The sequence below is a fragment of the Candidatus Streptomyces philanthi genome (genome assembly GCF_059553635.1).
On record NZ_JCANQV010000019.1, the window covers coordinates 1 to 22,836 of the forward strand.

At 69.5% G+C, this 22,836-nt stretch carries 20 protein-coding genes and 1 tRNA gene; 4 read left to right on the forward strand and 17 right to left on the reverse strand.

Annotated elements, in window-relative coordinates; translation table 11 throughout:
- The coding region (locus AC51EU_RS04625) for a sialidase family protein (RefSeq protein WP_496265338.1) at positions 1 to 1,143 on the reverse strand (1,143 nt) is incomplete at its 3' end.
- Between the two features lie 300 nt (positions 1,144 to 1,443).
- Complete coding sequence (gene fdhD / locus AC51EU_RS04630) at positions 1,444 to 2,298, reverse strand: formate dehydrogenase accessory sulfurtransferase FdhD (protein WP_496265339.1); 855 nt, start codon at positions 2,296 to 2,298, stop codon at positions 1,444 to 1,446.
- A 462-nt stretch (positions 2,299 to 2,760) separates the two neighbouring features.
- On the opposite strand from fdhD, the gene AC51EU_RS04635 reads away from it, so the two are divergent.
- Positions 2,761 to 3,438 (forward strand): GntR family transcriptional regulator, encoded by a 678-nt coding sequence (locus AC51EU_RS04635; protein WP_496265360.1) that lies wholly within the window; start codon positions 2,761 to 2,763, stop codon positions 3,436 to 3,438.
- Between the two features lie 197 nt (positions 3,439 to 3,635).
- A complete protein-coding gene (locus AC51EU_RS04640; RefSeq protein ID WP_496265340.1) occupies positions 3,636 to 3,986 on the forward strand; it encodes a chorismate mutase in 351 nt (116 codons plus the stop codon).
- Between the two features lie 53 nt (positions 3,987 to 4,039).
- On the opposite strand, the gene AC51EU_RS04645 is transcribed toward AC51EU_RS04640, so the two are convergent.
- From AC51EU_RS04645 to AC51EU_RS04660, 4 genes are all read right to left on the reverse strand, one after another.
- Positions 4,040 to 5,485, reverse strand: a complete 1,446-nt coding sequence (locus tag AC51EU_RS04645; RefSeq protein WP_496265341.1) for an OFA family MFS transporter — start codon at positions 5,483 to 5,485, stop codon at positions 4,040 to 4,042.
- A gap of 124 nt (positions 5,486 to 5,609) precedes the next feature.
- Positions 5,610 to 7,793, reverse strand: a complete 2,184-nt coding sequence (locus tag AC51EU_RS04650) for an acetate--CoA ligase family protein (RefSeq protein ID WP_496265342.1) — start codon at positions 7,791 to 7,793, stop codon at positions 5,610 to 5,612.
- Complete coding sequence (frc, locus tag AC51EU_RS04655) at positions 7,793 to 9,061, reverse strand: formyl-CoA transferase (protein ID WP_496265343.1); 1,269 nt, start codon at positions 9,059 to 9,061, stop codon at positions 7,793 to 7,795. Before frc ends, AC51EU_RS04650 begins: the two co-directional genes overlap by 1 nt.
- Positions 9,062 to 9,074: 13 nt before the next feature.
- On the reverse strand, positions 9,075 to 10,775 hold the full coding sequence (locus AC51EU_RS04660) for a thiamine pyrophosphate-binding protein (RefSeq protein WP_496265344.1): 1,701 nt from the start codon (positions 10,773 to 10,775) through the stop codon (positions 9,075 to 9,077).
- Positions 10,776 to 10,980: 205 nt separating this feature from the next.
- Between AC51EU_RS04660 and AC51EU_RS04665 the strand changes: the two genes are divergently transcribed.
- Positions 10,981 to 11,068: transfer RNA gene (locus AC51EU_RS04665), tRNA-Leu, on the forward strand.
- Positions 11,069 to 11,156: 88 nt separating this feature from the next.
- On the opposite strand, the gene AC51EU_RS04670 is transcribed toward AC51EU_RS04665, so the two are convergent.
- Complete coding sequence (locus tag AC51EU_RS04670; RefSeq protein WP_496265345.1) at positions 11,157 to 11,639, reverse strand: site-specific integrase; 483 nt, start codon at positions 11,637 to 11,639, stop codon at positions 11,157 to 11,159.
- A gap of 30 nt (positions 11,640 to 11,669) precedes the next feature.
- Positions 11,670 to 12,353, reverse strand: coding sequence for a tyrosine-type recombinase/integrase (locus tag AC51EU_RS04675; protein WP_496265346.1), 684 nt, complete (start codon positions 12,351 to 12,353; stop codon positions 11,670 to 11,672).
- 1,063 nt (positions 12,354 to 13,416) lie between these two features.
- On the opposite strand from AC51EU_RS04675, the gene AC51EU_RS04680 reads away from it, so the two are divergent.
- The gene (locus AC51EU_RS04680; protein WP_496265347.1) at positions 13,417 to 14,253 is read left to right on the forward strand and encodes a recombinase family protein; all 837 of its coding nucleotides are present in this window, start codon (positions 13,417 to 13,419) and stop codon (positions 14,251 to 14,253) included.
- A gap of 22 nt (positions 14,254 to 14,275) precedes the next feature.
- Here the strand turns inward: AC51EU_RS04680 and AC51EU_RS04685 are convergent, their stop codons facing one another.
- The 9 genes from AC51EU_RS04685 to AC51EU_RS04725 form a co-directional block, all read right to left on the reverse strand.
- Entirely contained in the window at positions 14,276 to 15,130 is an 855-nt protein-coding gene (locus tag AC51EU_RS04685) for a hypothetical protein (RefSeq protein WP_496265348.1), read from the reverse strand.
- On the reverse strand, positions 15,111 to 16,016 hold the full coding sequence (locus AC51EU_RS04690; protein WP_496265349.1) for an aldo/keto reductase: 906 nt from the start codon (positions 16,014 to 16,016) through the stop codon (positions 15,111 to 15,113). Before AC51EU_RS04690 ends, AC51EU_RS04685 begins: the two co-directional genes overlap by 20 nt.
- The gene (locus AC51EU_RS04695; RefSeq protein WP_496265350.1) at positions 16,013 to 17,200 is read right to left on the reverse strand and encodes a cupin domain-containing protein; all 1,188 of its coding nucleotides are present in this window, start codon (positions 17,198 to 17,200) and stop codon (positions 16,013 to 16,015) included. The genes AC51EU_RS04690 and AC51EU_RS04695 overlap by 4 nt, the downstream gene beginning before the upstream one ends.
- Before the next feature lie 14 nt (positions 17,201 to 17,214).
- Positions 17,215 to 17,352, reverse strand: coding sequence for a hypothetical protein (locus AC51EU_RS04700; RefSeq protein ID WP_496265351.1), 138 nt, complete (start codon positions 17,350 to 17,352; stop codon positions 17,215 to 17,217).
- A 405-nt stretch (positions 17,353 to 17,757) separates the two neighbouring features.
- Positions 17,758 to 18,591 carry a helix-turn-helix domain-containing protein gene (locus tag AC51EU_RS04705; protein ID WP_496265352.1) on the reverse strand — a complete coding sequence of 278 codons (834 nt, stop codon included), beginning with the start codon at positions 18,589 to 18,591 and terminating at the stop codon, positions 17,758 to 17,760.
- Positions 18,588 to 19,100 (reverse strand): DUF6879 family protein, encoded by a 513-nt coding sequence (locus tag AC51EU_RS04710; RefSeq protein ID WP_496265353.1) that lies wholly within the window; start codon positions 19,098 to 19,100, stop codon positions 18,588 to 18,590. The genes AC51EU_RS04705 and AC51EU_RS04710 overlap by 4 nt, the downstream gene beginning before the upstream one ends.
- Positions 19,084 to 19,293 carry a hypothetical protein gene (locus AC51EU_RS04715; RefSeq protein WP_496265354.1) on the reverse strand — a complete coding sequence of 70 codons (210 nt, stop codon included), beginning with the start codon at positions 19,291 to 19,293 and terminating at the stop codon, positions 19,084 to 19,086. The genes AC51EU_RS04710 and AC51EU_RS04715 overlap by 17 nt, the downstream gene beginning before the upstream one ends.
- 610 nt (positions 19,294 to 19,903) lie before the next feature.
- Entirely contained in the window at positions 19,904 to 21,520 is a 1,617-nt protein-coding gene (locus AC51EU_RS04720) for an MDR family MFS transporter (protein WP_496265355.1), read from the reverse strand.
- 95 nt (positions 21,521 to 21,615) lie between these two features.
- The gene (locus AC51EU_RS04725) at positions 21,616 to 22,824 is read right to left on the reverse strand and encodes a glycosyltransferase (protein WP_496265356.1); all 1,209 of its coding nucleotides are present in this window, start codon (positions 22,822 to 22,824) and stop codon (positions 21,616 to 21,618) included.
- Positions 22,825 to 22,836 lie beyond the last annotated feature (12 nt).

Sequence of the window (22,836 nt, forward strand, 5' to 3'; positions counted from 1 at the left end):
CCCGCGCGCACCCTGCTCGCCGCGCCCGTCGCCCTCCCAGGTGCGGCCCTCGTCGTAGGAGGACTGGATCGTCATGGTGCGGCGGCGGTCCGGGTCGACGGGCGCGGCGAGCAGGGTGCGCGCGGGCTGCCCGGAGGCGGCGGGCAGCCGCAGCAGCGAGCCCTGCACCATCGGGGCCGAGAGATCCGGGATCGCGCGGAACGGCCCGCTGAAGGAGTCCCCGCCGTCACGGCTGACCGCGGCGGTGCGGTGCCCGAGATCGGTGCCGTCCTGCTCGCGCCCGTTGACGTACACCGAACCGTCGGACCGTTCGAGGAGCGCGACCTCGGACGGCTTCTGGCGGAAGGTCCCGTCGCCGGCGATCGGCCAGCTGTCAACGGCCCCGACCCGCCAGGTGGCGCCCCCGTCGTCGCTGTGGATCAGCGCGGCGTGATTGGCGGTGACCCGCCCCCCGGCGTAGGTCTCGGTGTTGACGGCGATGACCAGCCGGCCGGCGTGCCGTCCCCGGGTGAGCTGGATGCCGTGGGCCGGACCGGTCGCGTACCAGGAGTTCCAGTTCCGGGGGAGGACGGAGGCGCTGAGGTCCCGGGGCGCCGACCAGGTGGCGCCGTCGTCGTCGCTGTACTGGAGGTGCGGCGTACGGTCGCACGGGACATCGCAGTTGAGGCCGTCGGTGCGGCCGGTGTTGTGGGTCTCGGCGAGGACGATGCGTCCGGTGCGGCGGTCCACGACGGGCGACGGATTGCCGTGCGTGTCGCCGCCGCCCCGGCTGACGACCTGGAGCGGGCCCCAGGTATGGCCCCCGTCGGACGAGCGTTTCAGCACCAGGTCGATGTCGCCGGAGTCACCGCAGTCGTGCACCCGCCCCTCGGCGAAGGCGAGCAGGGTCCCGTGGGTGGACCGTACGACGGCCGGGACACGGAAGCAGGCGTAGCCGCGTTCCCGGGAGGCGGCGAAGAGGACCTGCTGGTCGAAACCGCCCGCGGGCGCGGCGATCCGGGGACCGGCGGTTCCGGGGGACGCCACGGCCGGGGGGACGGGGAGCAGGGCGAGACCCGTCACGGCCAGAACGGCGAGGGCGGCGGGGACACGGCCCCTTCCGGGTCTGGAACGGGCGGAGCGTACGGGGAGAAGTGACGTCATGTCCGGCCTGCCCTTCGAGGCATCGGCGACGGGTCATCAGGACATCCCACGTCCTACGTGCGTGACGGAAAGTACTGCCGCCACTACATCGCGACAAGGAGCGGATGCCGGTTCGCCCCGGCGCAGCCGGATTTCACCCGCGCGGGCGTCGGCGCACGCGCGGGCACACGCGTCGTACACGCCGCTCGTGCGGCTGCGGGGAGACGGAAGGGGGCGCGAACCCAGGCTGTCCACGCGGTGTCACCCCGGCGAACACGAGCCGTCGAGCCCGCCCCGTGCGTCCCCGCCGTCACCCCGCCCTCAGGACGTCACACCCTCCGCTTCCAGCACGACCCGCTGCTCTCCCGCGTAGATGTTCATCGAGGAGCCGCGCAGGAATCCGACCAGGGTGAGACCGGTCTCGACGGCCAGGTCCACCGCGAGCGACGACGGCGCGGAGACCGCCGCGAGAACCGGGACGCCCGCCATCACCGCCTTCTGCGCCAGCTCGAACGAGGCCCTGCCCGACACCATCAGCACACCCGACGACAGCGGCAGCAGGCCCTGTTGCAGCGCCCGGCCGATGATCTTGTCGACCGCGTTGTGCCGCCCGACGTCCTCCCGCAGGTCGAGGAGTTCACCGTCCGCCGTGAACAGTGCGGCGGCGTGCAGCCCGCCGGTCCGGTCGAAGACCCGCTGGGCGGCCCGCAGGCGTCCGGGCAGGGCGGACAGGGTCTCGGGAGTGATCCGGACGGGCGCGTCGGGGGAGTCGCGCAGCGGCCACCGGGCGGTGGTACGGACCGCGTCCAGGCTCGCCTTGCCGCACAGCCCGCAGGAGGACGTCGTATAAACGTTGCGCTCCAGGCTGATGTCCGGCACCGGCACGCCGGGAGCCAGACGCACATCGACGACGTTGTAGGTGTTGGAACCGTCCTCGGTGGCACCCGCGCAGTACACGATGTTCGCGAGCTCATCGGCGGACGCCAGCACCCCCTCACTGACCAGGAACCCGGCGGCCAGCGCGAAGTCGTCCCCCGGCGTCCGCATGGTGATCGCCAGCGGCTTCCCCCCGAGCCGGATCTCCAACGGCTCCTCGGCGACAAGCGTGTCCGGCCGCACACTGCGCACCCCGTCCCGGATGCGCACGACACGCCGCCGCTCGGTGACCCGTCCCATGCCTGATCAGTCCCGTCCGTCCGGGGCGCTCCCGGAGCTGTCGCTGTCCGTACCGACCATCCTCACCGCGTTACCCGCGGCTTTCGTGGCCCTGCCCTCCATTGTCCTGTACGTGACGATCCACGCACCGCCCGAGGCGCGAGCGGCGGCCGGACGGTCGTACGAGGGGTGGCGTGCCTTCCGTGCCGCAACGGGGTTATCGGAATCAACAGTGCTTGTTCTCGCGGGAGTTGAATGCATGGAGGGGGGTGCGGGCACTTTGCCCGGCTGGCCGGCGCGTGGTCCGTCGCGGCACCCGCCGTTCACCCGTGTGTTCTATGGCGCGCCCAAGCCATTCGGTAGACTGTAGACGATAACCAATCGTTGTTCCGGCGGTCGTCCGCCGGTGAGCGACGGGCGTGGCCGTCTGCCGGGTGTGGGGAGGGGGCACGGTCCGGCGCGCGCCCACCGAAGGGGATCATGATGCTGTCCGCAGGACTGCCGCAGGGAGCCGTGCCGAGGCTGGAGAGACCCGGACCGCTGCGTGAGCGGGTCTACGAGGCGCTGCTCGAACTGATCACCACCCGGGCGCTGCGCCCGGGCCAGCATCTTGTCGAGAGTGAGCTGGCCGGGCATCTCGGTGTCTCCCGGCAGCCGGTGCGCGAGGCGTTGCAGCGGCTCAACACAGACGGGTGGGTCGATCTGCGTCCGGCGCAGGGCGCCTTTGTGCACGAGCCGACCGAGGAGGAGGCCGACCAGCTGCTGACGGTCCGTACGCTGCTGGAGGCCGAGGCTGCCCGGCTCGCGGCGGCGAACGCGGGTACGGCCGGGGTCACCGCGCTGGAGGAGCTGTGCGCCGAGGGGGAGCGCGCGGTGGCGGAGGACGATGTCGAGACCGCGGTGGCGACCAACGCCGCCTTTCACGCCAAGGTGATGGAGCTGGCGGACAACGCGGTGCTCACGGAGCTGGCGTCGCAGGTGGGGCGGAAGGTGCGCTGGTACTACACCCCGGTGGCACGGCACCGCGGTACGCAGTCGTGGTCCGAGCACCGCGAGCTGATCTCCGCTATCGCCGACCGCGACGAGGCCCGCGCCACGGCCGTGATGCGGGAGCACACCGAACACACCCGCCGCGCGTACCACGAGCGCGACCGCGGCTGAAAGACGACGGTACGGGCCGGGGTGCGCGGCCGTCCGGGCGGCATCGCCGCACGTCGGACCGTATCCGGCCGGTTCCGTCCACTCCCTGGGACACGGCTCGGCCGGGCCCCGCGCGGCGGGTAGGGTGCTGTGCTCACGACCGCGCGCCGCACGACCGGGAACGGCGCGCCCACGCGACGGCGATTGGCGAGAGGCTCATGAGCGAAGGCACTGCACCGGCGGCCGGCGACGCGACCGTGGTCGCCGACGAGGCGGCCCGGGAGCGGCTGCTCCATCTGCGCGGCAGCATCGACAACCTCGACGCCGCGCTGGTGCATCTGCTCGCCGAGCGCTTCAAGTGCACCCAGCAGGTCGGCGAACTCAAGGCCCGGCACCATCTGCCGCCCGCCGACCCGGCCCGCGAGGCCGCCCAGATCGCCCGGCTGCGGACCCTGGCGGCCGACGCCCGTCTGGACCCGGCGTTCGCCGAGAAGTTCCTGAACTTCATCATCAGCGAGGTGGTACGCCACCACAAGGCGATCGCCGACCAGGGGAACGCGACGGACTGAGCCCATGCGGTACGGGGGCCGCGCCCGGCGCGGGGCCCCGTACCGCGCACCGCTCAGATCACCTCACGGCTGATCGGCCGCGGGTTGGGCGTCACCCGCCGCGGCCGTGTCCGGGTCGGCCGGTGCAGCAGCAGGGCGAGGGCCGCCGCCACCATGGAGACACCGCCGGCCAGCGCGTACGCGCCGTCGTAGCCCCAGGCGTTGACGACCATCGCGCCCAGTCCGCCGCCGAACAGGCCGCTGATCAGCTTTCCGCTGTAGACCAGGCCGTAGTTGGAGGCGTTGTAGTTCTCCCCGAAGTAGTCGGGGGTGAGGGCCGCGAAGATCGGGTAGAAGGCGCCGCCGCCGAACCCGGAGAGGAACGCGAAGAAGAGGAACAGCGGCTGGCTGTGGATGTCCCCGGCCCAGATCACGCCGAACTGCGCGAGCCCCAGGACGACGATGACGAACACCAGGGTCGGTTTGCGGCCCCACAGGTCGGACAGCCAGCCGACCGCCGCGCGCCCGACGCCGTTGACGACGGACATCACGCCCATCGACGAGGCGGCCACCAGCGGACCGAAACCGACCTCCTTGGCGTAGTCCACCTGGAAGGAAATCCCGAAGATGGACACTCCCGCGGTCATCACCACACTGAGCCACATCAGCGGGAGCATTCCGCTGCGAATGGCCTCCTTCGGCGTGAACTGCCGTACCGCGGGCGGATTCTTCGCCAGTACCGCCGCGCTCTTCCCCTTTCCGGCGGCGGTGAGCGGATCGACGTCCGCGGGCCACCAGTTCTTCGGCGGGTCCTTGAAGAACCACGCGCAGACCGCGACCACGACCAGCATGTAGAGCCCGATGAGATCGAGGATCTCATCGTAATCGCCGGTGTTGAAGCCGTAGTTGAACAGGAAGATGAACGGCAGCGCGCCATAGGCGAATCCGCTGTTGACGAAGCCCGTTTTCGCGCCCCGCCGTTCCGGGAACCATTTGCCGACCATATTGATGCAGGTGGCGTACACGAGGCCGGACCCGAGGCCGCCGACGACACCGAAGCCGAGGAACGCGAGGGCGACCGAGCCGGCGTGGGCGAGGGCGAAGAAACCGACGCAGCTGAGCACGGCCCCCAGGAACATCGCCGGGCGCGCCGGCAGCGTTCCCCGTTCCCGCAGCCAGCCCGCCGGGAAGGCGATACCGGCCTGGAAGAAGACCCAGACGCTCAGAATCCAGAAGGTGTCGCTCTGCGACCAGCCGTGGGCGTGCGACAGAGTGCCCTCGGCGGAACCGTAGGCGTATTCCGACACGCTGATCGCCATCATCGCGGCCCACGGCAGATACACCATCAGTTTGCGGGAATGCCCGAGCAGTTCGCGGTCCGATTCCCCCACGCGGTAGACGCGCCCCTTGCCGTCGGTGATGTTGCGGTACGTGCCGCCCGACGGCCCGGTGCATAACGCGGAGGGTTTCTCCGTGCCGGAGGTGCCCGATGCGGCAGGCTCGTTCATCTCGTTGCTCATCCCTCGTCTCCTCGGAATCGGCGGAAAGCGGTTCGGCGCCCCGTCCGTTCTCGTGTCGTGCGTGGGAAAGTGCTCCGCCGTGCCCGCCGGGGCCCGTCCGTCCGCGCCCCGGCGGGCGGACGCGTCAGGCCAGCAGCCCCGCGGCCCGCGCCCAGCGGTACTTCGCGCCGAGCGCCGCCACCGGCAGCTCGGTGCTGTACGGGTAGGCGACGACGCCGTGCGCGAAGAGGTGCGCGGCGGCCTCCTCGACCTCGGTGTCACCGGCCAGCGACGCCACCACCGGCTTCTCGACGCCCCGCTCCCGGAACTCCTCGACGAGGCGGGACACCAACCGCGCGAAGACCATCGGCGGGGTGACGATCGTGTGCCAGTAGCCGAGCACCAGGGCGTGGATCCGCGGGTCCTCCAGGCCGAGCCGGATCGTGGCCTCGTACGTCGACGGCGGCTCCCCGCCCGTGATGTCCACCGGGTTGCCGGCGGCGCCGAACGGGGGGATGAAGCGCCGGAAGGCGGCGTCCAGATCGGCGGGTATGTCCATCAGACGCAGCCCGTTGTCGACGAGCGCGTCGGACAGCAGGACGCCCGAGCCGCCCGCGCCCGTGATGACCACGACATTGTCGCCGCGCGGCGCGGGCAGGACCGGCAGGGCCCGCGCGTACTCCAGCATCTCGTGGAGCCCCGGCGCCCGGATGACACCCGCCTGGCGCAGGACATCGTCGTACACCGCGTCGTCCCCGGCCAGCGCGCCCGTGTGCGATCCGGCGGCCCTCGCGCCCGCGCCGGTCCGGCCCGCCTTCAGGACGACGACGGGTTTCTTGGGCACCGTCGCGCGGGCCGCCTCCACGAACGCCCGCCCGTCCTTGAGGTCCTCCAGGTGCATCGCGACGCACCGGGTGTGCGGGTCCTCCCCGAAGTAGGTGAGCAGATCGTCCTCGTCCACGTCGGACTTGTTGCCGAGGCCGACGATCGCGGAGACCCCCGTCCTGGTCGTCCGGGCGAAGCCGAGGATCGCCATGCCGATGCCGCCCGACTGCGAGGTCAGCGCCACCCCGCCCTTGACGTCGTAGGGCGTGCAGAACGTGGCGCACAGATCCTGCCAGGTGGAGTAGTAGCCGTAGATGTTCGGCCCCAGCAGCCGTACGCCGTACTCCTCGCCGAGGGCCGTGATCCGCTCCTGGAGAGCCGTCTCACCGGTCTCGGCGAAACCGGACGGGATGAGGACGGCGTTGGGGATGCCCTTGCGGCCGACCTCCTCCAGCGCCTCGGGCACCCGTGGCGCCGGGATCGCGAAGACCGCCACATCGACCTCACCCGGCACATCCAGCACCGACCGGTACGCCTTGCGCCCGAGGATGTCACCGGCCTTCGGGTGGACGGGATAAATCTCCCCGGCGAATCCGCCGTCGACCAGATTGCGCATCACCGAGTTGCCGATCTTGCCGTTCTCGGGTGAGGCGCCGATCACGGCCACCGCCCGCGGCCGCATCAGCCGCCGCATGGCGCCCAGGATCTCCTCCCTGCCGTACCGGCGGCGCGGCACGGCGGGCCGCTCCGCGAGCAGGACGCGAACGTCCGCGGCCACCGCGCCGTCCTCCGAGGCGAAGACGGGATTGAGGTCCACCTCCGCGATCTCCGGGAAGTCCGCCGCCAGGCGGGAGGTGCGCACGATGAGGTCGACGAGCGCGGCACGGTCCACCGGGGGCGTCCCCCGCACCCCGCGCAGCACCTGCGCCGCCCGTATCCCGTCCAGCATCGACGCGGCCTCGGCGGGCGGGACGGGGGCGAGCCGGAACGTGACGTCCTGGAGGACCTCCACCAGGACCCCGCCGAGCCCGAAGGCCACGACCTTCCCGAACGTCGGATCGGTCACCGCCCCGACGATGACCTCCTGTCCCTTGGACACCATCTGCTGCACCTGCACACCGGTGATACGCGCGTGGGGCACCGCGGCACGGACGTTCTGCACGATCGCGCGGAACGCGCCGCGCACCTCGGCCGCCGAACCGAGACCTGTCCGCACCCCGCCCGCGTCTGTTTTGTGCAGCACATCCGGCGAGACGATCTTCAACGCCACCGGGAACCCGATCCGGTCCGCCAGCGCCACCGCCTCGTCCGCCGTCTCCGCCAGTCCCTCGGCCGGCGTCGCGATGCCGTACGCCTCCGCGACGGCCCGGCCCTCCGGCGCGGTCAGCGCCGTCCGCCCCTCGGCCCGCGCGGCGGCCACCACCTCGCGCACCGCGGCCCGCTGGGCCTCGGTCACCTCTTCCGCGGCCGTTCCGTACGCCGCGGTCTCCCGTACGTCCGCCATCAGATCACTCCCTCGGCCCGGAGGAGGCCCAGCTCCTCGTCGTCAAGCCCCAGTTCGCCCCCGTACACCTCGGCGTTGTGCTCGCCGAGCAGCGGCGAGCGGTCGACGTCGACGGGGGAGTCGGACAGCTTGAGCGGCGATCCGACGGTGGTGAACGTGCCGCGCTCGGGGTGCTCCACCTCGACGACCATCCCGTTCGCCGCCAGCGACGCGTCCTCGGCGATCTCCTTCGTCGAGAGGATCGGACCGCAGGGGATGTCGTGCGCGGTCAGCCGCTCCAGCACCTCCCACTTGGGCAGCGTGCTGCTCCACTCCTCGATCAGCTGGAACATCTTCGACAGCTTGGGCAGCCGGGCCTCGGGCGTCGCCCACTCCGGGTCGTCGGCGAGCTCCGGCCGCCCGATGAGGCCGGTCAGCGGCCGCCAGCCGACCGGCTGCACGATCACATACACATAGTCGTTGGGCCCGCCCGGCGCGCACCGCACCGCCCAGCCGGGCTGCCCGCCGCCGCTGGCGTTGCCGCTGCGCGGCACCTCGTCGCCGAAGTCCTCGTTCGGGTACTCCGCCAGCGGGCCGTGGGCCAGCCGCTGCTGGTCGCGCAGTTTGACCCGGCACAGGTTGAGCACCGCGTGCTGCATCGCGACATTGACGCGCTGCCCGCGGCCGGTGCGGGTGCGCTGGTAGAGGGCGGCCAGAATGCCCGCCACACAGTGCACACCCGTCCCCGAGTCCCCGATCTGCGCACCGGTCGCCAGCGGCGGCCCGTCCTCGAAACCGGTCGTGGCCATCGCCCCGCCCATCGCCTGCGCCACCACCTCGTACGCCTTGTAGGAGGTGTACGGGCCCTCGCCGAAGCCCTTGATGGAGGCGTAGACCAGCCGCGGGTTGATCGCGTGGACGCGTTCCCAGGGGAAGCCCATGCGGTCCACCGCGCCCGGCCCGAAGTTCTCCACCAGGACGTCGCTGCGCGCGATGAGTTCGGTGAGGATCTCCTTCCCGCGCTCGGTCTTGGTGTTGAGAGTGATGCTGCGCTTGTTGCAGTTGAGCATCGTGAAGTAGAGGGAGTCGACGTCGGGGAGGTCCCGCAGCTGCCGGCGGGTGATGTCGCCCGTCACCGCCTCCAGCTTGATCACGTCCGCGCCCAGCCAGGCGAGCAACTGCGTCGCGGACGGCCCGGACTGCACATGCGTCATGTCGAGCACACGAATCCCGCTGAGCGCCTTCTCCCGCGCCCCGGCGCCGTCCGTCGTGCCGTGGTTGCCGGTCATGCCCCGTCCCTCCTCACTTGTACATCGTCTGGTTCATGGTTCCGGGGGCGTAGGCGTCCGGATCGACCCAGACATTGATCAGCGACGGCTTGCCCGACTCCCGCGCCCGCTGGAGCGCCGGCCGGATCTGCGCCGGGTCGCGGACCTCCTCGCCGTAGCCGCCGAGCATCCGCGCGAACCGGTCGTACGGCACGTCCCCGAGCGTGTTGCCCACCCGCTGGCGGGCGTCCCCGTACTTGGCGCGCTGGCCGTAACGGATCTGGTTCATCGAGGAGTTGTTGCCGACGATCCCGACGAACGGCAGACCGAAGCGGACCAGCGTCTCGAAGTCCCAGCCCGTCAGCGAGAACGCCCCGTCGCCGAACAGCGCCACGACCTCCTTGTCGGGCCGCGCCTGCTTGGCCGCCATCACGAACGGCACACCCACGCCCAGCGTCCCCAGCGGACCGGGGTCCATCCAGTGGCCGGGCGACTTCGGCTGGACGACCTGCCCGGAGAACGTGACGATGTCGCCGCCGTCCCCGACGAATATCGAGTCCTCCGTCAGGAAGTCGTTGATCTCGGAGACGAGGCGGTACGGATGGATCGGCGTCGCCTCCGAGCGCAGCTGCGGCAGCCGCTTGGCCAGCGCGGCCTCCTCCACCGCCCGCAGCTCGTCGAGCCATTCCTTGCGCCGGCCGGCCCCGTTGTCGGGCCGCCCGGACGCCGCTTCGGCGACGGCGGCGAGCACCAGCGACGCGTCCCCCACGATGCCCAGGTCGACGTCGCGGTTCTTGCCGACCGTGCGGTAGTCCAGATCGATCTGGACGACGGTGGCCGCGGGGGAGAGTCGCTTGCCGTACCCCATCCGGAAGTCGAACGGCGTGCCCACGATCACGATGACATCGGCCTGCGCGAACGCGTGGCGCCGGGAGAGCTGGAAGTGGTGCGGGTCCCCGGGCGGCAGCGTGCCCCGCCCGGCACCGTTCATGTACGCGGGGACGTTCAGCGTCCGCACCAGGTCCGCCGCCGCGTCCCCGGCCCGCGTCGTCCACACCTGGCTGCCCAGCAGGATCGCCGGCCGCTCCGCCCGTACCAGCAGGTCGGCGAGGCGCTGCACCGCCTCGGGGTCGCCGGGCGAGCGGGTGGAGGCGCGGTAGTGCCCCGCCCGCGGCACCCGTGCCTCCGCCCGTGGCACCGAGGCGTCCAGCACATCGCGCGGTATCTCCAGGAACGAGGGCCCCGGCGCACCGTGGTAGCACTCGCGGAACGCCATCGAGACCATGTCGGCGGCCCGCGCGGTGTCCGGCACCGTGGCCGCGAACTTGGTGATCGGCGTCATCATCTCGACGTGCGGCAGGTCCTGGAGCGACCCCATCTTGTGCTGGGTCCGCGCCCCCTGCCCGCCGATCAGCAGCATCGGCGACTCGGCGCGGAAGGCGTTGGCGACCCCGGTCACCGCATCGGTGGTCCCGGGCCCCGCGGTGACCACTGCGCACCCGGGCCTGCCGGTGATCCGCGCGTACCCGTCGGCGGCGTGCGCGGCGACCTGCTCATGGCGGACGTCGACGACCTCGATGCCCTCGTCGACGCAACCGTCGTAGATGTCGATGATGTGGCCCCCGCACAGGGTGTAGATCACTTCCACCCCCTCGGCCTTGAGCGCCTTGGCGACCAGATGCCCTCCGGAGACGAGCTCCCGGTCCCGGTCCTGGCTGTGGACGTGCTCGGACATGCGGCATCGCTTCCCTTCGTCGCAGCAGATTGCATACAGTCGACGAATACTGTATGTACTCGTTATCCCGCATCGGGCCCGCGATGTCCAGAGGGGTTCACCCACCCGGGTTCCCACGCCCGGCAGATGCGCAGGTGAAGGGCACTCCAAAAGCTTGGTATTGTTGTCCATGTCGCCGCGGGGAACACCCCGCGAGACACACCCCGTCCGGGTGGCGGAATGGCAGACGCGCTAGCTTGAGGTGCTAGTGCCCTTTATCGGGCGTGGGGGTTCAAGTCCCCCCTCGGACACCAGCAGAGACCCCACTTCACGTGGGGTTTTTCTGTTTCTCCGGCTGTGGCGTGACCAACCACGTGACCAACAGCCCAGAGAGTTCCCAGGTCAGACCAGGGATGACAGGCCGAGTCGGCCCGCTCCGGAGGCGGCCAGTCGGCGCGCTCCGTCCTTACGTGAGTGGCCGTACCGGGCCATGGTGTAGCCCGGCGAGTGGTGCCGGACGTTGGCGGAGACCTCGACGGGGTTCTCCCCGGCCTCCAGGTCGTTCGTGACCTTGCTGTGCCGCCAGTCGTGGATACGGAAGTCCTCGGGCAGGTGCAGCCGGTTGCGCATCGTGCGCCACCGTGCCGACACCTTCTCGGGGTCCTGCGGTCCGCCCGCCTCACCCCGGTACAGCTTGAAGCCGTCCCGCCCGAACACCAGGTCACGGTCCACCCAGGCGGGGCCGAGCCGTTCCCGCTCCGCGTCCTGGCGTTCCCGCTGCCACTTGAGGACGTTCATCACGGACTGGTCCACGTAGATGACGGCGTTATCGTCGCCGTCCTTGGTGAGCTTGCGCAGCCGGTAGGTGTTGCCCTCTTCGATCACAACCCAGCCCAGTTCGATGGACCCCGCATCTCAGTTCACGAGGGACCATTTCATGCCCAGCGCTTCACTGCGGCGCACACCGGTAGCGGCGTACACGGTCCACAGCGGCGCGTCCCGAAGGCAGTGGTGCGCCAGGCCCCCGTCACAGGCCCGGTTGCCGCACGGCTGCCACACGGTCTCCAGGAACCGGGCTGTCTGCCCGTCGTCCAGGGTCGGGTACTTCGACTCCTGCGCCCGGATCTGCCGGGCCGTGGGCGGATGTGCCATGGCGGCGGGGTTCACGGATATCAGCTTGGGTACGGCCGCCCCCAGTGCACCGGACAGGATGTTGTGCACGTGGCGCACGCTCTTGGCCCCGAGCGGTTTGCCGTTGTTGGTCGGGCAGGGGGCCGTTTCCAGAAGCCGGTACAGGTCGTCAAGGGTGTCGTCGGTGATTTCGCACAGCTTCACGCCGCCGATGTGCGGCTTGATGTGAAGGCGAACCTTCGTCTCGTAACCGGCCATCGTCGTTCCCTCCTTCCTGTGGTTGCTCAGCCACTTGTCCAGCCAGTCGCCGAGTTTCATGTCCGAACGGGCCGCGACCTTGCCCGCTTCGTAGTCGGTGATCCAGACCCTGAGCGCCCGCTCCGCCGCTGTCTTGTTCTTGTAATCCCGGCCTATCCAGTAGCGCTCACGCTTCCCTGTCGCCTTGTTGAAGTGCAGGGGCGTACGCACGCCCCAAGTGTTCGGTCGGCCCGTACGCGGGATCTCCACCGGAGTCCCGCCGAGCCCGTTGCCGCGCTTTGCCACCCGGCTACTTCCCCTTGTCTGTCGTGGTTGCTACTGGGCGTCCCTGGAGGGCGTGCCGCCAGGGCGCTTGATCCGCTTCAGGGCGTCGTGCGCCTTGTCGGTGAGCTGTATATCTAATAGGGACATCACAGACAGTCTTCAGCCAGGCAGGGCAGTGCGGCCCCGAAGGGGGCCGACAGAGCGAAGCCTCATGAGCAGCGGCGAACACAAGCGGGGCGCGGCAGCGCCCCAACGAGGCAAGGCAACGACGCAGGGGCCAGCGACAAGGGGGCGGCTCCGCCGCCACAGTCGCAAGCTGTCCACGGCAGTGCGGCCCCGAAGGGGGCCGACAGGAGCAAGCTCAAGACACTGGCCAGGTGGGGCGCTGCCGCGCCCCCAGGGAACGAAGCCCCCTCCCTCTACGGCAAGCGATGGGGGCCGCTTACGCGGCCACAGAGCAAGGCCGCTTTCCGTAAGCCTCGAAAGCCCTCACTCTTGTGCAGTCCTTCGCCGTCGCCTCAAGCCCAACGTGCGCCTACCGCCTGCCGCTTCTCCGCCGCCGTCTGCCTGCGCCGTCGCTCTGACGAGGTCTGGAACCGTGGCAGGATCTTGGCTGCTATGACATGGCGGTCGGGCAAGGAACGCCCAGGGGGTCATACCCCCACCCCCCTTGCACTTCCCGTCGACCCTTCCCGCCGCCGACAGGCGAACGGCTGTGCGCCGCCCTGGGCACACGGCAGAGCACGAGCCTGGCCATGGTCGACCACAGTGCGGCAGGCCGCGAGACAGGCGCACAGCACCTTGCCGTGGCCGGTGCGGGCAGGTTCCCGCCGGGCGCGTCAGCGCCACCAGGACCAACGCCAGGCCGTCTCATAAACCATCGATAGTGAGACACCCGGCGCGACGTCGAGCCGTGTCCGTTTCACCCCCGCTTCCGCGTCTCGAAACTCGTCTCAAAAGATCCGTCTCACGAGTAGCTTTCGAGACATGTTTATGAGACAGTCGGGCCATGCCCAAGAAGATCACCCCGGCCGAACAGGTCGAACGCCACGACTGCCCGAAGTGCCAGGCCCCTGCCGGTAGCCCTTGCCGTACCGGCGCGGGCAAGGTGGCAGCGAACTACCATACGGGCCGCTTCGCCCTCGTACCGGCGCTCAAGGCGGAACTCACGGTGAAGACCCCGGCCGACCGCAACCCCGGTAAGCGCTGGGTGCAGGGGGAGCCCGTGCCCGTGGTGGCCGAAGCCGCACCGGGCGCAGCGATCCGGCTTGGCTACGCCCGCTGTTCCACGGTCGGGCAGGAACTCCAGTCCCAGTTGGACGCCCTTGCCGGGGCACAGTGCACGCGTGTGTTCTCGGAGAAGATCAGTACCCGTGTGAAGGAGCGGCCGGAGCTGGACAAGGCGCTCACCCTGGCACGGGAGATCAAGGCGGCTGCGCCGAACCAACCGGTCATCCTGACCGTGGTCGAGATGAAACGCCTTGCCCGAAACGCCGCCGAGCTGATGACCCTGTCCGCCACCCTGCAAGCGGACGGCATCCAACTCGAACTCCTCTCCGGCCCCCTGCAAGGGGTGTACGACCCGAACGGGGCGGGAGCCATCGTCTTCGCCGTCCTGGCCGTGGCCGCCGAGGTCGAGCGGGAAGGCATCCGGGAGAAGACGTTGGAGGGGCTGGACACTGCGGCCCGGCAGGGCCGACACGGCGGACGCCCCTCCGTCGTCGACGACGACAAGCTAGCCATAGCCCGTGCCCGGCACGCCAAGGGAGAAAGCGTCACAGCCATCGCCAAGGCCCTGGGGATCTCCCGGGCCACCCTGTACCGGCACATCGGAGAAAACGCCTGAGACAGGCGCACAGGACGCGCAGTCAGGCGTTCACCTCGGAGTGAACCGGGACGGGCGGGCGCACTCCCGTGAGCGCTTCTGCGCGGGCCACGAGTCGGGGAGCAAGGTCGGGGTACCAGCCCCGGGCCACGGCTTGCAGCATCTCGGCCAGGGCCGCGAGTTCCCCGACTCGGCCGGCGGGGGTGTCGAGGATCGGCGCGAACACCTTGCGGATGCGGGCGGCCACGTCCGGCACAAGCAGGCTGTTGGCGTGGAGGAGTCCCGCGTCGTAGCCGAAAGGCACGAGGCCCCACCGCTCCCAGTCCAGCAGACACAGGGGCGCAGCGGTGAGATTCCCCCAGTGCAGGTCACCATGACCGGTCACACGCTCCACCTTGATGGGAGCCGGGATGCCGAGGAACTGGGGGAAGGCGCGTTCGATCCACCCGTCCCGGACGGTCGTCTTCACCCCCTCCGCTTCAGCGAGCAAGGCAAGGGCTCGGCGAAGGTCAGCCCACCACTCGTCAGGCAACCCCGGATCATGGTCGATGTCGGCCCGATCCGCAGACACCACGGGTTGCGTCACGTAGTCCAGGACTTCCGCCTCAAAGGCCCACTCGCCGTCAGTCCAGTCGTGCACCCCGTGCAGGCGGGGGCGGGGGACGCCATCAGGTACCGACTCGGAAGCACCGACGATGCCCTCCCCCTCCTTCCTGCCCGCGTTCCTCGCCGCCGTCCGGCTGACCCGTAGCCATCGGTCCCCGGCTCGGCGTCCCAAGGTGACACCGAGAAAGCCCCACGCCAGCGGTCCCGTGCAGGTGATCCCCAGAGCTTTGCCCGCCCTGTCGTGGGCGGCCTCCATGAGGGCCTGCACCTCCTTATTCAGAGGCGAGTTCATCTGTCACTCTCCTGAGTTCCTGGGCCGTGAGCGGCGCAGCCAGAGCTTTGGCCACATCGTCCCAGTGCTCGCGGGTGCTCGCGGAAGTCAGGACGACATCGAGGCCAGGGCATGAGCCAGCGGCCAGCAGGGCGGCGGCTGCGGCCGACAGGCCGGGGCGGATGAAGTTCACCAGTTCGGGGGTCATCGCTTCCAAGAGCGCACCGCCGTGCAGAGGAGCGGAGCCGAACGTGATCAGACCTGCGTCCTTCGCCTGCACCAGCGGCCCGCCGCCGTCGAGTGCCTGCCTGATCAAGTCGTCCATGATCAGACTGACGGGCGTCTGCAACCCCGTGAAGTGGTGCTCGGCAGAACCCGCCGCCTGCCGGGCGAGTGCAAGCAACTCGGCAACGGTGAACGCTTCGGAGGTCAGACCCGACCAGGTGGCGACGCCGTACCCGCCGATCCTGCCCGTATGGGCGAACTCTTCCAGCGCCGTGAAGGCGTCCCGCACACGCCCGTGCAGAACGGCACGGCCGAGACCGTGCCCGTGGTGCTCGGGGTTGTGCACGAACACCAGGTCCACACGCCCGAGCGCGGCCAACGACTGCTCCGTCTGCCAGCGGACGAAGCCCCGCTCAAGGCTGTGCCTACCGGGCGCCCCTTCCCTGGCGAGCACGCCGTCAGCCAGGGCGGCGCGGCCTTGCTCCGCCGTGAAGAACCCCGTCTTCGTGGCCACCCGGACGGTCGGATGCTCGCCGAGAACCGGGCGCAACTCCTCATGCGCCCGACCACGACCGTAGTTGGGTGCTGTGTCCACCCAGGGGCTACCGGCAGCCAGGGCGGTGCGTGCCGCCTGACTGACAGCACGCACGCGGTATGTCCCCAGGGAGAGCGCGGCGGTCACAGTGCCGTCCCCACGACTGCGACGGCATGGCCGTCGATGAGGGCGGAGACCAGTTCGGCCACCTCCTTGACCTCCAGCCCAGCGGAGTCGGCGAGTTCGCCGAGTGTGGTCGGCTGGTTGGTGAGCAGCGTGCCCAGCGCGGGCGCGGCAGCCTCGGCGAAGTCCCACGCCGTACCGGCCGCCGCGAAGGTCACCGTGCCCTGTGCGAGGTTCGGTGTCAGGCGTCCCCTCGGAGTGGTGAGCTTGACCGTGATCCCCGGCTGTGCAGGGAGCCCGTCCACGTACGGCAGAGAGGGGATCGCGTGGCCCAGGTCGGTCGTGTCGATCGACTCGGCCCACCGCTCCACAAGCCGAGGGTCCGTCAGCATGTCGGCCACCACGCGGCGCAAGGCGTCGGTGAAGTCCGACTGCTCCTCGGGTGTGCCGAAGCGGGGAACATCCCGGCGCAGCGTGAGGGATGCCCGGAGCTGATCGATGACCCAGAGCATGAGGTCCGCACCCGTATGCGGAACCAGGCCGAACGTCAGATGCAGGGATTCCGTACCCTGATCGGCCATGACCGAGTGCCACCAGCCGCGTGGCAGGTAGAGCACATCACCCGGCGACAGGACGAAGTCCGCTATCGGCTCGCCTTCCGGTTCCTGCGGTGGTTCCACGTCCCGGAAGGTAGGCGCCTCACGGGTCACGCCCCACAAGCGCCATCGCTTTGAGCCGTGCAGTTGCACTACCACGACATCGTGGTCGTCCCAGTGCCGGCCGAAGCCCTCGCGCCCCGTCCACGAGGCATAGGCGTTGGCCTGCACCGAGGTCCCAAGGAAGCGCTCCAGACCTTCGGCAGCCGTTCGCACGGCGGGGTGGATCCTCTCCACCGCATCGAGGACCAGAGAAGCCCCGTCCTTGAGCTGCGTGTGGAACTCGGATGGCTGGATGCGAGACCACGTGACCCCACGACGATTCGTCGTCAGGGTCGCGTAGCGGTGCAGCGGAACCATCTCCCCGTCGATCGAGAGGCGCAGCCGGGGCGGCTCCAACCGCTGTGCGGCGATGATCCGGTTCAGGTCGTCCCAGGAGAACAGCCCCGCCATGTCGGCAGCTCCGGGGAAGTGCGCGTAGGAGCGGTGGTACGTCTGGGCGAGGAACGTGTCCCCGCCCAGACGCCCCGCCCACGAGACCGAGTCAAGCAACGTGGGCGCTCCCGTCAGTCGTTGCCGTCGGAACGGCCGCTGGTGTTGTCCGACTCCTGCTCGGCGCGAGTGCGCGCAGCCACGATCTGCCGCTTCGCGACGAGCAGGCCACCCCTCTCGGGGGCCGCCGACGTGGTGTCGTGCTCCATCATCAGACCTACCTTCCTTCTGGGAACTCCTCGCCCGGGACCGGGCGGGAGGCAAGGGGAGACAGCGCGCGGCGTCACCGCCCGCGTTCCGGCCAAGCGCCGGAGTACCGACCGCCCCGCCCTGGACATCAGGCGGGTCCTCGCAGTGCCACACGTTCGGAGCATCGGGGACACATGCACGGCGGATACTGGATGAGTGAATTCGGCATCTCCGCATTACGTTGCGGATCTACTCGCACTTCACGTGCGGGGCCGAAAGTCCGGCCGCCGTCACGCGATACCCGCAACGTCATACGCCCCACCGTCATGAGCGCACACCCTCGTGGATTCGGTCGGTCACTGTCATGGAGGTAATCCTTGACCCAGAAGACGGCAACTGTGCAGATCTTTCCCGTCATGGACTAAAGATCATGAACGGCAAGCAGCGGACCACTCTGTCAGCAAGTCTCGCGCGGCGCCTTCAAACAACGCATACCCTTCCAGTTGAGAGAACAAGTCCAAGTGAATTTCGATATCCCTTGGATCTCTCAGAACCACCACGCCGGTCGTGTTCTCCACAGTGGCCAGGGTGTTGTCATAGACCGTAAAGGTGTCCATCGGTGCGATGGGTTTGTGCCCCTCGATCGGGATAACGCCCAGCTTCACGTTTGATAGACGGCTAAGGGAGGCCAACCAGTCGAGCTGCATCGCCATCGCAGCCGGAGGCAGGAGAGGCCACCTTGCCGCCTGTTCAGTAAGGATGAAGGTGAACTGCTTCGTCGTGTCGTGAAGTACTTCCTGCCGCTCCAACTTTCGAGCGATGGTTTTAGTGACGTCGGCGGGTGAGTGGGCGAGACTGGCGCGAATATATTCGGGTGTGGAAAGTAGTCCTGTAATCATCGAAAGGAGAAAGAAGCGAAACTCGGTAGACGAAGACTCAAGAGCGGCCAGCTCGGTTTGCTTCTTCTCCAGACCTCGGCGGCGAAGCGAGCGCAGGTCTTGCCACTCCGTGTTCGCTAGCCGAGCGAGGGCCACGACCTCCTCGACCACGTCAGGGGGAGCCACCACAGCACGGAGGATTCTTTCCAGGTCCAGGAGACTCGGCTGAACTTTCCCGTTTTCTATCCGGCTGATTTTCGACTGAGACATGTTGCAACGCCGAGCGAGCCGGTCCCCAGTGAGACCGGCTCGCCTACGCAGTTCTTTCAGTCGAGCCGCCAACTCCTGCTTCGGCTGACCCAACTGCTCGGGCTCGAAAGTCACCCGCTCACGTACTCCAAGAATGGAACCGACTCGGCAACGGCGATCCGCTTCCACTGTCGATACGGTTCAGGATCACCTTCATGCAGTTCGCGGTTAGTCTGAGTCCCGTCCGCCCGGTAATTCATCAGGACCACCTTGGACTCATCGAACATCCAGAAATCCTGATCAGGGAGTCCCGGGTTCTTTCGGTCGGTGAGGTCGAGAATTCGAATATCCTCACCCACCCTTACATGGTGCCGGTAGTAATATTCGAACTCGAATCGAAGGTAGTCCGAAAGCGGGCGAGTGACGACGTGCACCCTGCCGACACTCTTTCCTTGCGCGACCCACTGCCGAACCTCATCCATCCAGCCGGACGTGTAATCATCCGGGGATTTCTCGCCCGCGAGGAATCGACTCATCTTCTCGGCTTCCTGAGCCATGGTGTATGTGGGCAGCGTTTCCAGTCGCCACGCATCATGCCTCATGGAATCGAAGCAGTTGTTCCACGCGTCACCATCCAAGTGCACGAATCGCCTCCCTCAGAACCGTCTCCGGGATTTCCACAAGCCCTTCCCCAGCGGGAGGGGCGAACGCGTGGGACACATCGCCCTGCACGACGAACGAGCCCGACGCCGTGCGGTACACGTTCGGGCAGTCCTTCTCCCCGCACTCGCCGTTGCCGTTGCCCGTGAGGCGGGTGAGTGCCGACCGTTCGGACATGCCAGACCCCCTTGCTCTGACCCTGTTTGGGCCACCTGCCGAACGACAGTAGAGGGGGCGGTGCCACGCGTCTATGCGTGAACGCGACTATGCGTGTCCTTGCATAAACAGGTTCCCAACCGCCCAGCCCACCCCGGTACGTGGTCACGTACGCGGCCGTGCAGACCGGGCGTAGCCTTGTGGCACCGCCCAGGGAGCCTGACCAGGGGCGGACACCTCGGAGGAGGGGTTGGGCACGTGACCAACGCATGACCAACAGCGGTCCGAAGGGGCCTGAAACAGCAGGAAAGAACAGGAGAAACGCCCGCCGGGATCAAGCCTGTCGACGGGCGTTTTCGCAGGTCAGGGCACTTGCAGGCTGGTGCCCGAGTGGAGAGTTCAAGTCCCCCCTCGGACACACTCGCAAAAGATGCCTGGTCAGTACGCTGACCAGGCATCTTTTGCGTGACGAGGTGGATGGGGCGGCCGGAAAGGGGCGTGCGTGTTCCTGGCCGCCGCCGAACGGTCCGGGTGCCGGCCGTGGACGCGGCCGGCACCCGGACCGTACGCGCCTTGGCGGTGCCAAGGGCATGGAGCTTTGCCGTCGCTGCCTCGTGCCGGCCGGGCCCGGCTACTCGTCGGAGAGCGTGAGGTTCGGCACCCGCCAGGCCGCTGCCAGGAGGGCGGCCAGGGTCACGGCGGCGCCGGTGAGGAAGACGATCCGCATCGAGGCGGCGTATCCCTGGAGGAAGGGCAGCGCCGCGGCGGGGTCGAGGGCGTGCAGGAAGGCGGAGTCCTCCAGGTTGACGCCGCCGTCGGGACGTAGGACGCCCGCGAGGGCGTGCGCGTTGTCGGGGCGGGACAGCAGGTGGCGGAATCCCGGGTCGTGGCGGGCGGTGGCCAGCCGGTCGGTGATGTGACCGGCGGCCGTGGCGAACAGCAGCGACAGGAAGGCCGCGGTGCCGACCGTGCCGCCGTTGGAGCGGAAGAAGTTGATCGACGCGGTGGCCGCGCCCATCTCCGTGCGGGGGATCTCGGACTGCGAGAGCGCGGTCAGGTTCTGCATCGACGCGCCGAGCCCCGCGCCCATCAGGGCCATGCCGAGCATCGCGTGCCACATCGGGCTGTCCACCCGCAGCGTGGCGAAGACCAGCAGCGCGGCGGCCAACGAGGCGAATCCGGCGACGAGCGGGAGCTTGAAGCGGCCGTTGCGGGCGACCAGCCGGCCCACCAGCAGCGTGACGACGAGGTTCGCGGCGACGGTCGGCAGCGTGGCCAGGCCGGCCGCCATCGGGCTCATGCCGCGGATGAGTTGGAGGTGGAGAGGCAGGGTCGTCATCGCGCCGAACATGCCGATGCCGCAGACGAAGTTCAGCGTGACACCGAGGCGGAAGGTGCGGATGCGGAACAGGCGTTGCGGCAGCAGCGCGGCCTCGCCCATCCGCCGCTCCACCACGACGAACGCGGCGAGGCCCGCCGCGCCGACCGCGTAGGCCAGCAGCGCCTGGGGGGAGCCCCAGCCCCAGGTGCGGCCCTGTTCGGCGACGGTCAGCAGCGGCACCAGGCCCACGGCCAGGGTGAGCGCGCCGAGGTAGTCGAGCCGGTGCCGCACCCTTTGGTGGGGGAAGCGCAGCACGCGGACGAGTGCCGCGGCGGCCGCGGCGGCGAGCGGCACGTTGATCAGGAAGATCCAGCGCCAGCCGGCGATGCCGAGGATGTCGGCCCGGTCCGCGAACGCGCCCCCCACCAACGGGCCGGCGATGCTGGCGCCGCCGAACACCGCCATGAAGTAGCCCTGGTAACGGCCTCGTTCGCGTGGGGTGGTGATGTCGGCGATGATGGTCATGGCAAGCGATATCAGGCCACCGCCGCCGAGGCCCTGCACGGCGCGGAACGCGGCGAGTTCGTAGATCGATCCGGCGGCCCCGCACAGCAGCGAGCCGGCCGTGAACAGGCCGATCGCGACGAGGTAGACGGGCCGGCGGCCGTGGATGTCGGAGAGCTTGCCGTACAGCGGGGTGGCGAGGGTGCCGGTGATGAGATAGGCGGTGGTCACCCACGCCTGGGCCGTCAGCCCGTGCAGGTCGTCGGCGATGGTCCGCAGCGCGGAGGCGACCACGGTCTGGTCCAGTGCTCCCAGGAACATGCTGAGGGCCAGCCCGGACATGACGGTGGTGATCTGCCGGTGGCTGAACCGCGCGGGCGCGTCCCCGGCCGTGCCCTGTTGCCGGGTCTCGGAGAAGGTCACGTGTCGTCCTCAAGGGTGGTGGGTGACGGAAACAGCGGGAGGGCCGGGGCGGCGGGAGATGGCTCCCGTACCGCCCCGGCCCGGTGGCCGATCGGTCAGCCGGCGATCCCTTCGAGGTCACCGACGGCGTGCTCGATCTCCGGCAGCGTCAGCATCGTCAGCCGGGCCGCCCCGGCCCGCGCCCGGGGTGCCGGGTCGGCGAGGAGCTCCCGGCAGGCGGCGGCGATGCCGGCCGCGCCGCGGTCGGTGAGGTGGCGGCCCAGGCCCAGCTCCTCCACGCGGTCCGCGTTGGCGTGCTGGTCGCCGAAGTGCGGCAGCACCGCCAGCGGTGTGCCGGTGCGCATCGCCTCGCGGATGCTGTTGAAGCCGCCGTGGGTGAGGAAGAGGTCGACGGACTCCAGCAGCAGCGGCTGCGGCACCCGCTCGGCGACGTGGACGTGCGCGGGCACCCGCTCGGTGTCGACCGGAATCCCGGAGGTCGAGACGACCACGGTGCAGTCGTCCAGCTCCGCCACCGCCCCGAGGATCGCGCCCAGGCTCTCGACGGGGTCCGGGAACACCACCGGCAGCGGCGTGGACGGGGCGGGCTTGCGGTGGTGGAGCATGGGCAGGGCGGTGCCGATCGCGGCGTACACCAGGGGCCGGTCCGTGGGCAGTTGGGCCGCCCACTCGGGCAGCACCGCGCGGCGTTCGACGTCCACGGTCTGCCGGTAGGCCCACGACGCGGGCAGGTGCTGGGTGAAGGAGAAGGCGGGCGGTACGTAGTCGACGCGGCCGTGCGGGACGAGGGACAGCGGGTCCTCGTGCACGGGCAGTCCCAGCTCCGCACGCCGGTTGTTGAGCTCGGGAAGCACCTGGACGGGGTCCATGATGTTGCTGAAACCGGAGGGCGTGGGCAGCTGGGGTATGCCCAGCAGCTCGGCGGTGAGTACGGCGGACATGTCCATGCCGTCACGCAGGATCAGGTCGGGGCGGAAGTCGCGGGCGAGGGGAAGCAGGACGCCCAGGTACGGCTTGATGTCCGGTCCGGCCAGGTTCCGCTGCATCAGCCGGACCAGTTCCGCCATCCGCTCCGCCGCGTCGGCGATGTTCCGGATCTCGGCGAGGTACTGATCGAGCCCGGACGTCGGGTCGAACTCCGGCAGCGCGGGGTTCACCTGGACGTCGTCTTCGGCGAAGACGGGGACGAGGGTGTCATTGGTGATCACCCGCACCTGGTGCCCCGCCTTGACCAGGGCACGCAGCAGGGGGAGTTGGGCACGCCCATGGGAGGGGCTGCCGAGGGTGGTGCACAGGACTCGCATGGCGTAAATCCT

Bases quoted from the DNA above. Each gene is read 5' to 3' on its own strand.
- AC51EU_RS04715 (WP_496265354.1), bottom strand. From the start codon at position 19,293: ATGTCCGAACGGTCGGCACTCACCCGCCTCACGGGCAACGGCAACGGC.
- frc (WP_496265343.1), bottom strand. From the start codon at position 9,061: ATGACCGGCAACCACGGCACGACGGACGGCGCCGGGGCGCGGGAGAAG.
- fdhD (WP_496265339.1), bottom strand. From the start codon at position 2,298: ATGGGACGGGTCACCGAGCGGCGGCGTGTCGTGCGCATCCGGGACGGG.
- AC51EU_RS04700 (WP_496265351.1), bottom strand. From the start codon at position 17,352: ATGATGGAGCACGACACCACGTCGGCGGCCCCCGAGAGGGGTGGCCTG.
- AC51EU_RS04685 (WP_496265348.1), bottom strand. From the start codon at position 15,130: ATGAACTCGCCTCTGAATAAGGAGGTGCAGGCCCTCATGGAGGCCGCC.
- AC51EU_RS04680 (WP_496265347.1), top strand. From the start codon at position 13,417: ATGCCCAAGAAGATCACCCCGGCCGAACAGGTCGAACGCCACGACTGC.
- AC51EU_RS04725 (WP_496265356.1), bottom strand. From the start codon at position 22,824: ATGCGAGTCCTGTGCACCACCCTCGGCAGCCCCTCCCATGGGCGTGCC.
- AC51EU_RS04660 (WP_496265344.1), bottom strand. From the start codon at position 10,775: ATGTCCGAGCACGTCCACAGCCAGGACCGGGACCGGGAGCTCGTCTCC.
- AC51EU_RS04640 (WP_496265340.1), top strand. From the start codon at position 3,636: ATGAGCGAAGGCACTGCACCGGCGGCCGGCGACGCGACCGTGGTCGCC.
- AC51EU_RS04650 (WP_496265342.1), bottom strand. From the start codon at position 7,793: ATGGCGGACGTACGGGAGACCGCGGCGTACGGAACGGCCGCGGAAGAG.
- AC51EU_RS04635 (WP_496265360.1), top strand. From the start codon at position 2,761: ATGCTGTCCGCAGGACTGCCGCAGGGAGCCGTGCCGAGGCTGGAGAGA.
- AC51EU_RS04645 (WP_496265341.1), bottom strand. From the start codon at position 5,485: ATGAGCAACGAGATGAACGAGCCTGCCGCATCGGGCACCTCCGGCACG.